This window comes from Anaerobacillus sp. ABR4_321, assembly GCF_056158505.1.
Map to the genome: position 1 here is coordinate 2,473,112 of NZ_JBSWTK010000001.1, position 15,547 is coordinate 2,488,658.

14 protein-coding genes and 1 other RNA gene are annotated in these 15,547 nt (G+C 41.9%); 14 read left to right on the top strand and 1 reads right to left on the bottom strand.

Going from position 1 to position 15,547, the window contains the following annotated elements; genetic code table 11:
• Positions 1 to 52 precede the first annotated feature (52 nt).
• The 4 genes from ACXADT_RS12940 to ACXADT_RS12955 all read left to right on the top strand — a co-directional run bounded on the left by ACXADT_RS12940 (position 53) and on the right by ACXADT_RS12955 (position 3,368).
• Positions 53 to 1,108, top strand: coding sequence for a PQQ-dependent sugar dehydrogenase (locus ACXADT_RS12940; RefSeq protein ID WP_474831477.1), 1,056 nt, complete (start codon positions 53 to 55; stop codon positions 1,106 to 1,108).
• Between the two features lie 236 nt (positions 1,109 to 1,344).
• Entirely contained in the window at positions 1,345 to 2,157 is an 813-nt protein-coding gene (locus ACXADT_RS12945; protein ID WP_474831478.1) for a MerR family transcriptional regulator, read from the top strand.
• Positions 2,158 to 2,189: 32 nt separating this feature from the next.
• Positions 2,190 to 2,681 carry a hypothetical protein gene (locus ACXADT_RS12950; protein ID WP_474831480.1) on the top strand — a complete coding sequence of 164 codons (492 nt, stop codon included), beginning with the start codon at positions 2,190 to 2,192 and terminating at the stop codon, positions 2,679 to 2,681.
• 135 nt (positions 2,682 to 2,816) lie between these two features.
• Entirely contained in the window at positions 2,817 to 3,368 is a 552-nt protein-coding gene (locus ACXADT_RS12955; RefSeq protein WP_270182267.1) for a hypothetical protein, read from the top strand.
• Positions 3,369 to 3,399: 31 nt separating this feature from the next.
• Here ACXADT_RS12955 and ACXADT_RS12960 read toward each other — a convergent pair whose 3' ends face one another.
• Positions 3,400 to 3,657: a hypothetical protein gene (locus ACXADT_RS12960; RefSeq protein ID WP_270182266.1), complete on the bottom strand. Its 258-nt coding sequence runs from the start codon at positions 3,655 to 3,657 to the stop codon at positions 3,400 to 3,402.
• Between the two features lie 141 nt (positions 3,658 to 3,798).
• On the opposite strand from ACXADT_RS12960, the gene ACXADT_RS12965 reads away from it, so the two are divergent.
• From ACXADT_RS12965 to rnpB, 10 genes are all read left to right on the top strand, one after another.
• Positions 3,799 to 5,859: a thioredoxin domain-containing protein gene (locus tag ACXADT_RS12965; RefSeq protein WP_474831481.1), complete on the top strand. Its 2,061-nt coding sequence runs from the start codon at positions 3,799 to 3,801 to the stop codon at positions 5,857 to 5,859.
• 51 nt (positions 5,860 to 5,910) lie between these two features.
• A complete protein-coding gene (locus tag ACXADT_RS12970; protein WP_474831483.1) occupies positions 5,911 to 6,636 on the top strand; it encodes a nucleotidyltransferase domain-containing protein in 726 nt (241 codons plus the stop codon).
• A gap of 132 nt (positions 6,637 to 6,768) precedes the next feature.
• Positions 6,769 to 9,030: a DEAD/DEAH box helicase gene (locus tag ACXADT_RS12975; RefSeq protein ID WP_474831484.1), complete on the top strand. Its 2,262-nt coding sequence runs from the start codon at positions 6,769 to 6,771 to the stop codon at positions 9,028 to 9,030.
• Between the two features lie 70 nt (positions 9,031 to 9,100).
• Entirely contained in the window at positions 9,101 to 10,348 is a 1,248-nt protein-coding gene (locus tag ACXADT_RS12980; RefSeq protein ID WP_474811630.1) for a ribonuclease H-like domain-containing protein, read from the top strand.
• A 9-nt stretch (positions 10,349 to 10,357) separates the two neighbouring features.
• Positions 10,358 to 12,262 (top strand): DUF294 nucleotidyltransferase-like domain-containing protein, encoded by a 1,905-nt coding sequence (locus tag ACXADT_RS12985; RefSeq protein WP_474831486.1) that lies wholly within the window; start codon positions 10,358 to 10,360, stop codon positions 12,260 to 12,262.
• A gap of 2 nt (positions 12,263 to 12,264) precedes the next feature.
• Positions 12,265 to 12,987, top strand: coding sequence for a 3'-5' exonuclease (locus ACXADT_RS12990; RefSeq protein WP_474831488.1), 723 nt, complete (start codon positions 12,265 to 12,267; stop codon positions 12,985 to 12,987).
• A 395-nt stretch (positions 12,988 to 13,382) separates the two neighbouring features.
• Complete coding sequence (locus ACXADT_RS12995) at positions 13,383 to 13,919, top strand: CotD family spore coat protein (RefSeq protein ID WP_270182259.1); 537 nt, start codon at positions 13,383 to 13,385, stop codon at positions 13,917 to 13,919.
• Positions 13,920 to 13,971: 52 nt separating this feature from the next.
• The gene (locus tag ACXADT_RS13000) at positions 13,972 to 14,547 is read left to right on the top strand and encodes an SLOG family protein (protein ID WP_270182258.1); all 576 of its coding nucleotides are present in this window, start codon (positions 13,972 to 13,974) and stop codon (positions 14,545 to 14,547) included.
• A 76-nt stretch (positions 14,548 to 14,623) separates the two neighbouring features.
• Complete coding sequence (gpsB, locus tag ACXADT_RS13005) at positions 14,624 to 14,947, top strand: cell division regulator GpsB (RefSeq protein ID WP_270182372.1); 324 nt, start codon at positions 14,624 to 14,626, stop codon at positions 14,945 to 14,947.
• Positions 14,948 to 15,102: 155 nt separating this feature from the next.
• Positions 15,103 to 15,495, top strand: an RNA gene (gene rnpB, locus ACXADT_RS13010) — RNase P RNA component class B.
• Positions 15,496 to 15,547 lie beyond the last annotated feature (52 nt).

Here is a 15,547-nt window from a genome sequence, read left to right on the forward strand (position 1 = left end):
GCACAGGAAGGTTTCTCAACTCGTGTATAGAAGAGTTAAGGAATTAGCCCTTGTGAGTAAAGGAGTGGTCAAGATTAGATGGTTTGCGTTACTAACGCTGCTTATGGTAACCGCATGCGCTTCATCAGATGAGCAGACAACTGCGCCAGATGAAGGAGCTGCCGACGTCATCGTTGAAAACCTGCAGATTCCATGGGAAATCGTGAAGTCAGGTGAAACATTCTATATGACTGAAAGAGAAGGAACGATCGCGAAGTATGAAGCCGGCAAGCTAGAACGTGAGGAGATTGAGCTCGATAAGCCTTTACTAACGAAAGGAGAAGGTGGCTTGCTTGGTATAGAGCTCTATCCGGATTTTTCTGAATCAGGGAAAGCGTTCGTCTACCATACGTATGAAGAGGATGGGCAAACGGTAAATAGAGTGATAGAGGTGACCAAAAGTGATAGCGGATGGAAAGAAACGAAGGAATTGATAAGCGGGATACCTGGGTCTTTATATCATAACGGAGGTAGAATCAAGATTGGTCCAGATGAGAAGGTATATATCACGACTGGCGATGCTACGAACCCTGATCTAGCTCAAGATAAAACGAGCCTTGCTGGAAAAATCCTTAGAATGAATCAAGATGGTTCGATACCAGATGATAATCCCTTTGCAAATTCCTACGTCTATTCATATGGTCATCGTAACCCACAAGGTTTAGCGTGGGATGATGGTGGCCAGCTGTATTCTTCAGAACACGGAGATTCAGCTCATGATGAAATCAACAAGATCGCACCAGGAGAGAATTACGGGTGGCCGGTTATTGAAGGAGACGAAGAACAAGAGGGGATGACCTCTCCAATGTATCACTCTGGTAAGGATACTTGGGCCCCTTCAGGAATCGTAATAAAGGATCAAACGCTCTATGCTGCAACGTTAAGGGGGAATGAAGTCCGCTCCTTTGCTCTTGATGAAAACAACAGTGAAACGGTTATTTCTGGTTTTGGAAGACTTCGGTCATTGTATTATGATGATTCCCTCTATGCAGTCACGAACAATACAGACGGCAGAGGGAATGCGTCCGAGAAAGATGATCGGTTCATTGAGATCCAACTAAATAAGTAATGCCATATATCGTCATCTCAATTCGTTTGAGATGACGATTTTTTATGTAGTTTGTTGAAAAGAGAACATCAGGCTTCATGTTGGATCTAAAAAGTTACATAATCCGTGTTGATATGGAGCATCGTTGGCAGATTTGATAAACTCTGACTGTTTTTAAGAACCTTTGTCATCATGCAGGAAATTCCATATGAAGGCATTGAATAGAACTGTAATACATTTGGGGAGGACTGGCAGTAATGAATAATCATCTGATGATTTCTGGTGTTGCTGACCTGTTTAAAGTGACCAAACATACATTGAAGCAGTGGGAGAATCAATTCTCTGCATTCCTTGAAATTCCACGTGATGAAAACAATTCTCGTACTTATACGGATAGAGATCTAGAAATCCTTTACTTGATCACCAACATGAAAGCGAGTAACACAGATGATGATGCGATTTCGTTAGCACTCGAACAGCACATTATCGAACTCCAAGAACAAAAAGCAATCGATGAATTTAATCAAGCTGCAGAGCTCAAGCAACAGGAGATCGAAAGGGAAAAAGAGCTGCAAGCACAGGTTGAAGAAGTAGAGAAAGTTGAAGAATCGGTAGTTTACTCAACGTATGAAGACCAAGAAGAAATAAAAGAATCATTATCAAAAATCGTTTCGTTTGTTGAATCGGAAGAAGTCAAGCAATTGCTGAAGATGGATAAGACGGTTAAGAAGATGGAAAAAGATATCGTTCATCAGATTCATGAAATCGTCCATGAAGAAATTGCGACTGCTTCAGATGCTCATGCGTCTATGAATCAACTAGAACTTAACGCGATTGGCAAAAAGATCGATGATCTAACGGATGTTTCTGCGGAGGAGAGGGCGTTCTACCAGGAAGAAGTTGAAAAGGAACGGAAAGTAGCTGCTGCACACATGTCGGAGCGAGAAGAGCGTTTGATGGCCATCGTTCAAAATCGTTTTCGAACTGAAGAAACGCCTGTAAAGAGGAATGAAGCTGATTCGAAATGGGGTGTAGGTAAGATTAAGCACATCTTGGGCTTTGTGAGGTAGAGAGAAGTAGAAACTTGATAGGGGGAAAATCGATGGAACATGCTAAAGTCATGTTTTCCATTCTTAGTCTTCTCATCGCTGCCACGTTCGCTGCCCTATATATTTATATATTTTCACTTCATACAGAAATGGAAGGGTCGAAGGCAAGTGCAACAGAGGTGTCTTCCGCATCATTTCCTACTGAATATCAGTTTGTAGAAGATTTTGTTTCAGATTTTCATGCTTTTTATAATAGAACGACAGGGTATGGGATGATCGAGAGAGTCGAAATGGAAGATCAAGAGAAACATGCTGAGGCGGTTACTGCCTACATCAATATCTTCCTTGAAAATGGTGTGGAGCATCATGATCTAAAAGTAGATTTACAAGCGATCAAAATGATCGCAAGCAGTGACCTGGATGAAGCAGACGTGAGGCTCCTTCACCGATATTTTCATGATCTTGATAAAGCAATGAACGGATACGATCATCCTGATACGTTCGGTGTGACGGAAACGTTCGGTGGAGAGTACAACCATGAATGAAGTAATAGGTATGGCGACGTAGAAGCGATGTTTTATGAAGTAATAAAACATCGCTTTTCGAATTGTCTGTCAACACCTTGTGCGATTTCCTTTTGTTGGATAAACTAGTTAAAAAGGCACATGAGAGGGGAATCTATGAAAACAAAAACGGTGGTTGTCTGGCTTGGCGTAGCATCGATTCTGACGCTTGCGTTAACAGCATATTATATTTTTTCCTTGGATAAGGAAGTGAAGTCAACGCAAGGTAGTTTTGTAGCGACCCCTAATGAAGCGGTGGCGCAAGATGAGAGGTTATCGACTGAAGAGCTAAGAGAATTAGAAGCTAAAGTGATTTCTGAACCACAGTTTGATAACATTAAAGAGTTTATTTCTCTTACGCACGGGTTTTATAACGAAACAGCTGGATACGGTGGTATAAAAGATTTAGATGATAACGTACAAAGTGAAAAAGCAATCAACGTCATCATTCATGCAAACCATTACATAGAGACAGAATCAGAAAACAAAGATCTCGTAAAAGATTTAAAAGAGATTAAAACGTACGCACTTCGTTATCTTGAAAAACCTGGTGCAAACCACATTAAGAAACTCCATCGTTATTTTCATGATTTAGATATCGCCCTAAATCAGTACAACGGTCATGACAAGGTGTGGGGCGTGACAGAGCTTTACGGGAAAGGAAGATAAAAAAAGTCACCATCATGGTGACTTTTTTCTATTAATCTTCGTCTTTCATATCTTCATCGTCTTCACCTAGGTACTCTTCGTCAGTTTCAAAGAGCAACCCGGTTTGACATGATTGACAATCTCTAACACATTGATTAAAGCTGAATGGAAATAACCTACGACAGACAGATGAACAGAATCTTGAACAGTCCCCTCTCGATTCTCCACCTGTATTCGAGCTATAAGAACGGTCGCTCGCAAGGCGAGGACGCTGAGGCAGTCTCTTAAAATAAGGTTTGCTATGCTTCACAAAATCCACCTCCTTACGTTACTAGAGTATGCAAGAGGAAGAGGACATGCTAATACTCTTAATGAAAAAGTTGACAAGTCAGGCTTTATCATCCATTCGTTTTATTGATACACTTAGTATAAAAATGTGAGAGGTGAAGGTATGAGTGAAGATGGAAAGAATCAATTCGTTAATAAGCTGATCGATGAAAAGTCGCCGTATTTACTTCAGCACGCACACAATCCCGTCGATTGGTATCCATGGGGAGAGGAAGCGTTCGAAAAAGCGAAGCGTGAGAATAAGCCAGTGTTGGTGTCGATCGGTTATTCGACGTGTCATTGGTGTCATGTGATGGAGCGGGAAAGTTTTGAAGATGTTGAAACAGCGAAACTCTTAAACGAGCGGTTCGTAGCGATCAAAGTTGATCGGGAAGAACGCCCAGATATCGATTCGATCTATATGAAAGTTTGTCAGGGATTAACCGGTCAGGGAGGCTGGCCGCTCAATGTATTCGTAACTCCAGATCAAAAGCCATTTTATGCAGGAACATATTTCCCTAAAGAAAGCCGCTATAACATTCCTGGTTTTAAGGATGCGATCATGCAGCTCTCTGAACAGTACAAGTCGAATCCAGAGAAGATTACGAGAATCGGTGATCAAATCACGCAGTCTCTTCAAGAACGAATGAAGTCAGAAGGATCTTCTCTTTCTGAAGAACCGCTTCATAAAGCCTTTGACCAGATGCAAAATATGTTTGATACAATTTTTGGTGGGTTTGGGACGACGCCTAAATTCCCTTCTCCACACATGCTGATGTACTTGTTGCGCTATGCGCGTACATTTGATAACGAATTGGCTACGACGATGGTAACGAGGACGCTCGATGGGATGGCGAACGGCGGCATTTATGACCACATTGGGTATGGTTTTGCTCGCTATGCCGTCGATCAAGAATGGCTTGTGCCACACTTTGAGAAGATGCTCTATGACAATGCGATGCTCGCGATGACCTATACGGAAGGGTATCAAGCGACTGGAAACGAACGTTATAAGGAAATTGCGCAACAAGTTCTCGAGTATGTAAAAAGGGATATGACGTCAAACGAAGGTGCATTCTACTCTGCAGAAGATGCCGACTCCGAAGGTGAAGAGGGGAAATTTTACGTTTGGACAAAAGAAGAAGTCATAAAAGTTCTTGGAGAGGAAGTAGGAGAATTCGTTGCTTCTACTTACGATGTGACTGAAAAAGGGAATTTTGAAGGTAAAAACATACCGAACTTGATAAAAACTACGATAACAAAGCAGGCTGAGACACACGGCTATTCAGAAGAGGAGTTTCTCTCGATTTTAAGTGAAGCTAGGAAGAAGCTGTATACTGAACGAGAGAAGCGTGTTCATCCCTATAAGGATGATAAGATCTTAACAAGTTGGAACATGCTGATGATCGCTGCATTCGCAAAAGCTGGTAAAGTTTTTGATAACGATGATTACAAAGAATATGCTGCACGAGCCTATTCGTTCATTGAAAAAAAACTTGTTGTTGAAGGCCGCCTTATGGCTAGATATCGAGATGGGGAAATTAAACATAAGGCTTTCCATGATGATTATGCGTATGGACTTTGGGCTCTTAATGAACTTTATGAAGCAAGCTTCGAAACGACGTATCTAGTAAAAGCGAAGCACATGGCAGATGAGATGAACCGTTTATTCTGGGATGAAGAAGTAGGCGGCTTCTATCTTTACGGCCATGACGCAGATGAATTAATTGCAAGGCCAAAAGACGTCCATGATGGGGCGTTGCCGTCTGGAAACAGCGTTGCGGCTCTTCAACTCCTACGACTCTCAAAGCTAACAGGTGAAACGAAGTATGAAGAATGGGGAAATAAAATGTTCACAGCATTCGCAGGAGATGTATCCTCGTATCCAAGTGGACATGCCTATTTCTTAATGAGTAAGCTGCTCACAGTTTCTTCTCCGAAGGAAGCAGTTGTGATCGGTGAACAAGAGGATGAGAAGACAAGGAAAGTACAGACATTTTTCCAACGTGAATTCTTACCTGAACTTACGGTTCTTGTAACTGATAATCCTACTAAATTACGAGAAGCGGCAACATTCGCTTCTGAGTTTGAAAAGCAGAGAGAAACAGTGGTTTATCTCTGTGAGAACTTTACGTGCAGTATGCCGACATCAGAAATTGATCACATTATAAATAAGCTAAAATAGAGTAAAGCTATCGGGTTATCGCTCGGTAGCTTTTCTTAAGGTGGGCTATGTATGAATCGTATTAGAGAAGCGCTCGCTTTAATTGAAAAAGAGAACAACGTGCACATTTTGTTTGCATGTGCAGCGGGAAGTCGCGCGTGGGGATATGATAGGGCAGAGAGCGATTATGATGTAAGGTTCATATATGTACATGAGATAGAATGGTATCTCACTCTTTTTCAAAAAAGTGATGTGATTGAAAAGGCGGCTGATGAAGTAGAGTTGCACGGTTGGGATATAAAGAAAGCGCTAGGTCTTTTAACGAAATCGAATCCAACATTATTGGAGTGGCTTCAATCGCCGATCATCTATCGAGAAAGTGATTCGTTTCACCGTGTACGCGAACTTGCGGGTGAGATGATTCAGCTAAAGCCGGTCATGTTTCATTACACGAAGATGGGGAAGAAAAACCTTACAAATTACCGTGAGTCAGGAAAACAAAAACACCTGCTATATGCGCTTAAGTCCGTCCTGTTTACGGAATGGATCTATGACCGTAAACGTATACCGGATAAAAAAGTTCAAGAGCTCTTACAATGGTCGACGATACCAAATCGAATGAAGGTTACATGTACAGATCTTCTCGATCGAAAAGTGATTCAACATGATAATCTGGTTTCAGACTTTCTGGAACAACAGCTAAACGTTTATGAGGAGAAAGCAAATGAACTACCGATGCATGAGATCAATAGAGAAAAAGTGGATCATCTGTATCGAGAACTCATCGAAAACGACTAAAAAGGTTTTACATCTGTTCAAAGCGAATTGGAAGTGTAATAAAGAGGCGTTCTGCCTCTTTTTCTATTGCTTATAGGTAGAATTGCAAACAGACATTCGCTACAATAGGCATAGAACATTGAGGTGAAAGCGATGAATAGAAAACAAACGTTAGAAACATTAATACATGATTTAAAGCAAGATGAAAACATCGCTCATTGGCATGAGATCGAACCGGAACCTGCCAAGATGAGAGAGATGCCTGAGTCACTTGATCATCGAATACAAAGTGCCCTTCGTGAGAGGGGAATCGAACAGCTTTATACTCACCAGTATGATGCTTACAATGAAGTTCAAAATGGAAATAGTATAGTAGCCGTTACGCCAACTGCATCTGGTAAGACGCTTTGTTATAACCTTCCCGTGCTCCAATCGATCGCTGAAGATGAAAATAGCCGTGCGCTATATTTGTTTCCAACGAAAGCTCTTGCGCAAGATCAGCGCAGTGAGCTTACGGAGATAATCGATGATATGGGAATCGATATTAAGAGCTACACGTACGACGGTGATACGTCCCCGAATATAAGGCAGGTTGTGAGGAAAGCGGGTCATATCGTGATCACGAACCCAGATATGCTGCATTCTGCAATTCTTCCTCACCACACAAAGTGGGTGTCTCTATTTGAGAACCTAAAGTACATTGTGATCGATGAACTTCACACGTATAAAGGCGTTTTCGGAAGTCACGTCGCAAACGTAATTAGACGCTTAAAACGTATTTGCAACTTCTATGGCAGTGACCCGATTTTCGTTTGCACGTCCGCAACGATTGCTAATCCAAAAGAGCTTGCAGAACAATTGACAGAGAAACCGATGTCTCTTATAGAAAACAACGGTGCACCTCGCGGCAGGAAACACTTTGTTTTTTATAATCCGCCGATTGTGAACCAGCCACTCAATATTAGAAAGAGCGCTACCGTCGAAGTAAATCGTATCGCAAAAGACTTCTTGAAAAATAAGATTCAAACGATCGTCTTCGCAAAAAGTCGTGTTAGAGTTGAAATTATTTTAAGTCATCTACAGGAGCTAGTTAAAAAAGACATCGGACCTAAGTCGATAAGAGGTTATCGAGGCGGGTATCTTCCTAAACAAAGGAGAGAGATCGAGCGTGGTCTTCGTAGCGGCGATATCATGGGAGTCGTAAGTACGAATGCACTAGAATTAGGTGTTGATATCGGGCAGCTGCAAGTCTGCGTGATGACAGGGTACCCAGGAAGTGTTGCGAGCACATGGCAGCAAGCGGGTAGAGCCGGAAGAAGACAAGAAGAGTCGTTGATCATCATGGTCGCTGGGTCAACGCCAATCGATCAGTACATTGTTCAGCACCCAGAGTACTTTTTTGAACGGCCGCCAGAATCGGCAAGGATCAATCCCGACAACTTAGTCATTCTTGTCGACCATGTGAAATGTGCAGCTTACGAACTACCGTTTAAACAAGACGACCGTTTTGGATCGATGGAAATAGAAGATATACTTGAATACCTCGCTGAAGAGAACTTGTTGCATCATAAAGGAGAGAAGTATTACTGGATGAATGACTCGTTCCCAGCACACAACATCAGCCTTAGGTCTGCTTCACAAGAAAACGTCGTGATCATCGATCAGTCGAACGTAGCGGATCATATCGTCATCGGTGAAATGGATCGGTTCAGCGCTATGACGCTTCTTCATGATGAAGCCATCTATTTGCACCAGGGTATACAGTATCAAGTGGAAGAGTTGGACTGGGATGAGAAGAAAGCTTATGTGCGCCAAGTAGATGTGGAATATTTTACAGATGCGAACCTTGCAGTTAGCTTAAAAGTATTAGAAGAAGACAAACTTTCTGAGCACGATTCCACTACTGTTGGGTTCGGGGATGTTACAGTGAATGCGATGCCTACCATATTTAAGAAAATCAAGTTAAGTACGTTTGAGAATATCGGTTCAGGGCCAATACATTTGCCAGAGGAAGAGCTGCACACGACATCGACATGGGTTAGCTTAAAAGAAGATAAAGATCAGCTCGGTACAAAAACGATGGAACAGATCCTCTCAGGCATTTCGAACGTGATTAAACACGTTGTTCCAGTACTCGTGATGTGTGATCAAAACGATGTCCACGTTGTTCCTCAGATCAAGGCAACACACAACAATTTGCCAACAATCTTCCTGTACGATCGTTATCCTGGTGGAATCGGCCTCTCGGATGAACTATATAAGCGATTTGAGGAACTCGTCACTTCAGCTGAGAACCTTATTCGAAACTGTCCATGCGAGGACGGTTGTCCTGCATGTATCGGAACAGAACATGAGGCGAGCAATGCGAAAGAATTGAGTATGAGACTACTTAGAAGACTGATGGAGGAGCGATGATCCTCCATCACAAGAGGGGCGCGAGTAGGTTAGCGCCTCTTGCTTCTAAATTTGTAAGAGGTGAACGTTTATGTCACTTAAAGCAAAATTAAATAGAATGAAAAAGCATATCAACACCGATGAAAAGAAAGAAGAAGTGAAAGCGGTGGAACCTACACTCACTGTGCCTCACCTTGAGAAATGGACGAGCCTTGATTCTGAGCCGTTCTTTTTTGACGATGAGTATGCGATCGTGAGAAAGAAGACTTATCCGAAGGACCATCAGCATGGTCGTTATGTATTCAATGAGCTTGAACGTGTGATCGAGAGGTGGAACAATTTTCACAGAGCTCATCCACTTTCATCAAAAAACCTTAATCCAAGTGATCTTTTATTTTTCGATACTGAAACGACAGGCCTTGGTGGCGGAGTTGGAAATACGATTTTTCTTCTAGGGTACTGTCAGTATACGAATGAAGGAATTTCAATGAATCAATACTTTCTACCAGGTCCAGGTAGAGAAGTGCCGATGTATAAGGCCTTTCTCGATGATGTTCAACATTTGAAAAACCTTGTCACGTATAACGGGAAAGCATTCGATTGGCCGCAGGTGAAAACAAGGCATACACTTATCCGTGAACAAGTTCCGAAGCTTCCACAGTTCGGACACTTTGATCTTCTTCACGGAGCACGAAGATTTTGGAAGAACGAAATGGAATCCGTGAGGCTATCGAACGTGGAGCAGCAGAAGCTCGACTTCATTCGTAAGGAAGATACACCTGGATATTTAGCTCCTATGCTTTACTTTGAGTTCGTAAAGGATCCTGATCCAGACTTAATTTCGAGCGTGATGAAACACAATGAGGAAGACATTCTCTCATTGATTACACTCTATATTCATATGTCCAACTTATTATTGGACAATAGAGGACATCATTTATCTGCAATGGAGCAGTTTCAATCTGCAAGATGGTGGGAAGCTGTAGGTGAAGACGATCATGCAGCATCACTTTATCAGCTTTCGATCGACGGGAAATATGATCGAGATGCAAAGAAAGCTCTTGCAAAAATTCATAAAAAGCAAGGCGACCTAGCAAAGTCACTTCCAATTTGGATCGAGTTATCGGAAGACACGAACGATGAAGAAAGTGACATCGAGCTTGCCAAATATTATGAGCATAAAGAGAAAGACTATGAACAGGCGCTTCATCATGCTTTATTAGGCTACCAAAAGTGGAAGAGTAAGAAACGAATACTAAAAGATAAAGCTGAGGCTGAACGAATACAGTACATGAAACGAATCGAACGATTAGAGCAGAAAGAAGCACGTAGACGGTAGGAGGTTATTATGCAGGACTTTTATGACGTATTAAAGAAAAAGGAACCATTTCACTCACTTAGCGACGCAGAAGTTGAGGAATTGATCGCATCAGCTCGCTTCTCCACCTACCATAAAGGGCAATTTCTGTACCATGAAGATGAGGATGCAGATGCGCTTTATTTATTAGTATCAGGTATTGCAAAGAACATCGTTCATAAGTCGAACGGCCAACAAGCCACGATGCGCTTCTATTATCCAGGAGACTTAATCGGGCTCATGATTATGCTGACAGATGAAACGATGACGTTCTCTGTACAAGCCAATGATGATTGTGAAGTCATCCGCATTAAGAAGGAAGTTATGCTGAAGATCATGACGGAGAATCCTACTTTCTCACACAATGTTCTCGACACGATCGGTGAGCGGATGAGAAGCCTGTATGATGAGATCAAGCAGGAGCGGGACCGTGAGACAGAAGGGGAAAACATTGCTCTCTACCGTACAAGAGTGAGCTCGATCATGGATTCGAAAGTGACGATCCCACCTACCTACAGCGTTCTAGAAACCGCTGAATTATTTAGAACGAAGAATTATGATGGCGTGATCGTGAGCGAAGATGGAGAAAGTGTAATGGGGACGGTTACGCCTCTCGAGTTATTTAACGCGTTCACACGTGGGGATTTTCAAGATCCCATTCATAAGTGGATGTATCAAAACCCCAACCTTGTTGAGGAAGATGCATTTAGTTATGAGGCTCTCGCATATTTAAAATTTCACAAAGTATCTCTTCTACCTGTTGTAAAGCGAGATAAGCTCGTTGGGATGGTATCTGCAAAATCGTTCCTAGGCATTCAAGAATCGGCGTATCTTGACCTATCCTATCGCTTATCACGTGCGAAAGAACTCCAGGAAATCGTGGATCTTTCACCGCCAAATCACAAGGAATTTCATTCATTCATCGAAGAGCTGCTCGAAGCAAACACACTGGGGTACGAAATCTGCGAGATGATGTCCAATTACAATGATGAGATCCATAGAAGAGTGATTCTTCTCGCTGAAAAAGAAATGATCAAGGAAGGGTATGGACGACCTCCCGTCAATTACTGCTTTATCGTCATGGGAAGCGAAGGGAGAAAAGAACAGGCGTTCAGCACCGATCAAGATAATGGCATGATCATTGACGATTATGAGCACCTTGCTCATAGAAAAGAAATTGACTCTTACTTTAGCAAGTTATCTGCAAAGATCAATAGAAAATTAACAGAATGTGGATTACCAGAGTGTTCTGGCGGGATAATGGCACAAAATGAGAAATGGAGAAGATCGCTGACGAATTGGAAAAAAGAGGTAAATGGATGGATCACGGAAACTGATGCAGAAGAAATTCGTAACTTTACAATCTTTATGGACTTCAGACCGGTATATGGTGATTTTGATTTATCAAGAAGTTTACGGCATGCGATAACGAGCAAGATCAAACGTGCCCAAACTCTTCAAATGCTTCTGATGAAAGATACGATTCGGTTCCGTGTACCGTTGAATCCGATTGGGAAGCTTCAGCTTCGTGGAAAGGAAAAGACGCTCGATCTGAAAAAATCAGCGATTATGCAGATCGTAAACGGAATTCGAATCTTTGCCATGAAGTATGGTGTTGAAGAAGTGAATACCATCAAACGATTACACGCATTGAAGAAAAAGGAAATCTTTCACCATCGGGATGTAATCAACATCGAAACAGCACTTCATTATCTCTATAGTTTCAGGATCAGGCAAAACCTCCACCAGTTAAGTAGAGGCATCGAGATCACAAACAGCGTAAAGCCCATGGAATGGGATAAGGAAGAAAGAAGGAAAATGAGGGAAGCGCTCCTAGTTGCAAAGCGTATGCAGCAAGTAAGTGAACTGAGCTTCCGTAGGAATCGGAGTATTTAGTTATGCCTTCAATAGGATACAAGTTAATAAAATATTTATTGTTCAACCGACGAAAATGGAAAAAGAAGATGCGAAAGGAAATCGACTCGCCCGTCTATAAACGGCTTGAAGAAAAGCTGCCTGAATATCAGCAGGAGAGCGTGAGGTATTTTACAGTATTCGACTTAGAGACAACGGGGTTCTATCCTGCGATCGGTGATGAAGTTATTTCCATTGGAGCTGTAAAAATTGATCTTGTAGAAGGTCGGATATTAGAGGAATCGTTTTATCGACTCGTCCGACCGTTTAATAAAGTGCCGAGGTTCGTTAGACAACTAACAGGGTTATCCATCGGAGAGATAAGAGCTGGTTGGTCATTTTTAGAAGCTCTTGAAGAATTCATTTCCTTTAGTGAAGGCACAACGCTCATCGCGCACCCCGTAAAGTTCGATGTGTATGTTCTGCAAGCGCTCGTTCAAAAGTGGAATTTACCAGATTATTTACCACCTTATTTAGACTCTGAAGCACTAGCGAAGGAAGTATTTCCATCAGGAAATCCTCAGCTTGATTCGTTGATCCGCAAGTTAAATATCGAACGGCATGAACGACATCATGCGTTGAACGATGCAAAGATGACTGCGGAGTTGTGTTTGAAGCTATTCTCAAAGCTTCATGTCGAGAAAACACTAGATGAGGAAATAAAGGCTCGAATACAGCGAGAAAATCTGGTATTTGGCAGGAAATAACCATTCTTACTAATCATTTCCCGGGTAAGCGCATAATATTGTGCAATTCGACGAAATCTAAGTAAAAACTTGTCATTTCTGCGTTTACATTTGTCGTAACTTGTTGTAACTTTGAATAGGAAAAAACATTTTGTTTAGCATTAACGTAATGGAGAGATGGAAAGTGAAACAGGTCATAATGGTTTTGTTTTTTGTAGTGATTGCATTAACGGTAGTAGTTATGAGTGAAATCAGCGAGTCTGCTCAATTATACGATGATTCTGAAATCGTCCAACAAAAATAGGCGGTTTCCGAGCGTTTCAAACGGCAAATAAGGACAAACACACAGTACATGTACGCATGTGGTTACATAAATTAGTAGGGAAATCTATATTCTAGAAGGGGGAACCTACTAAATGTTTAGACGTAATGATCACATGGGTCCAAACGGTAACATGCCTAATCAGGTAAGTCCTAGTATGCATGGTCCGAACGCAAACATGCCAAACCAGGTCATGCCTGCTATGCAAGGTCCGAATGCAAATATGCCGAATCAAGTGAGCCCGGCGATGCAGGGGCCAAATGCAAATATGCCACATCAAGTTAGTCCCGCTATGAAAGGTGGAAATGGGCAAGTAAGTCCAGCCAATCAAGGTCCTTGTCCAACAGGTCCATTTGTCTATCCGACAAAGCAATGTGTAAAGAACTACTGCTACAAGCATCAAGTAGAACACATTCATCCTACACACATTAAGAACGTTCATCATCATATGTATGAGCACAACCATGTGTACCCACTAACTCAGTCTGACGAAGTATTGGCTTCGCATACGAACAATTATCCACCACCAAGACCTACAGGTGCTATGCCAGCTGGAATGGGGCAAGACCCATCACAAGTGGCTGGAGCAATGCAAGGTCCAGGCGGCCCGGCTCAAAAGAGAAGAAGATAATTACAACAAAACGAACTGGATCCCAGTTCGTTTTTTAATAGGAGTGGAAACGATGGCTAACGTATTGCTCGTTACAGGGTATAAAGCTCACGAGATAGGCATTTTTAATGACGATCATCCCGGATTACATATCATCAAGGAAGCTTTACGGATCAGGATCTCTCAGCTGATCGAAGACATGGAGTTTGAATGGATACTCATCAGTGGCCAGACTGGCGTCGAGCTATGGGCGGGGGAAGTAGCGCTCGATTTACGAGAAGAATATCCAGACCTTAAATTAGCTGTATTAACTCCGTTTCTTGATCAGGAAACGAAATGGAAAGAATCAACTCAGGAGTATTATCAAATGATAATGTCAGAGGCTGATTTCGTTGAGTCGATCACGAATCGACCTTATGAAAATCCTGGCCAACTGAAGGCAAAGAACGAATTTTTGGTTAAAAAAAGCGATGCTATGCTCATTCTTTATGATGAAGATACGCCAGGATCACCGGATTTTTATTTAAAAGAAGCGGACAACAGAAAGAAACAGCAAAGTGAATACGAAGTTTATACGATAACCCCTATCGATCTTGATTTGCTGCAGCAGGACTTGCAGGAGAGCGACCCAGATTTTTACAGTCAGTAAACATTCCAATTGACAAGTTGAAAGACTTTTGGAAGAATAAAATAAAGACAAAAAACAGTGTACATACTGAGGTGATATTATGGCAGAACAGCAATCGTTACAATTAACAGCTAAAGATATTCTTGAAAAAGACTTTAAGAGTGGTTTTCGTGGGTATGACCAAGATGATGTAGACAAGTTTTTAGATGTTGTGATCAAAGACTACGAGAATTTCGAGAATGAAATCGATCATCTTCGCCAAGAAAACACGCGTTTAAGAAGAGAAATGGACCGCATGTCTGAGCAACAAAAACGCCAACAAACGCGTTCTCAAACTCAACCAGGCAATACTAACTATGATATTTTGAAACGTTTATCTAACTTGGAGAAGCACGTATTTGGAAGCAAACTATACGAATAAACCGCCAAAACAGGTGGTTTTTTTTCTTAGAAGTAGATAAATTTCAATTACCGTACTTTACGTATAAAAACATTAGTCCAAAACAAGATAGTAAGGTATTCTTGCAAAATCCATCGAATTAAGCTATAATGAAGTTTGTTGTCCTAATAAAGATAACGTTCGGGTAATCGCTGCATAGGAGTCTTATCTCTTATGTAGAGGAAAGTCCATGCTCGCACGATCTGAGATGATCGTAGTGTTCGTGCCTGATGAAACAATAAGTCAGGGTAGTCCATTCGGGCTAACGGCGGGGAAAAGGCCTAAGTCTTTCGAGATACGGCCTGAATACTCTGAAAGTGCCACAGTGACGAAGTCTTAATGGAAACATTAAGAGTGGAACGAGGTAAACCCCACGAGCGAGAAACCCAAATTATGGTAGGGGAGCTTTCTTGAAGGAATTTAACGGATAGAAAGCCAGACGGAGGACGCGTCTGGAGATAGATGATTACCACCTGAGTGCGAGGGGAGACCCGTTTGCAGTACAATGGAACAGAACATGGCTTACAGAACGTTATCTACTTTGAAAAGCCCCGCAAAGGGCTTTTTTGCATGTTTAGAGGA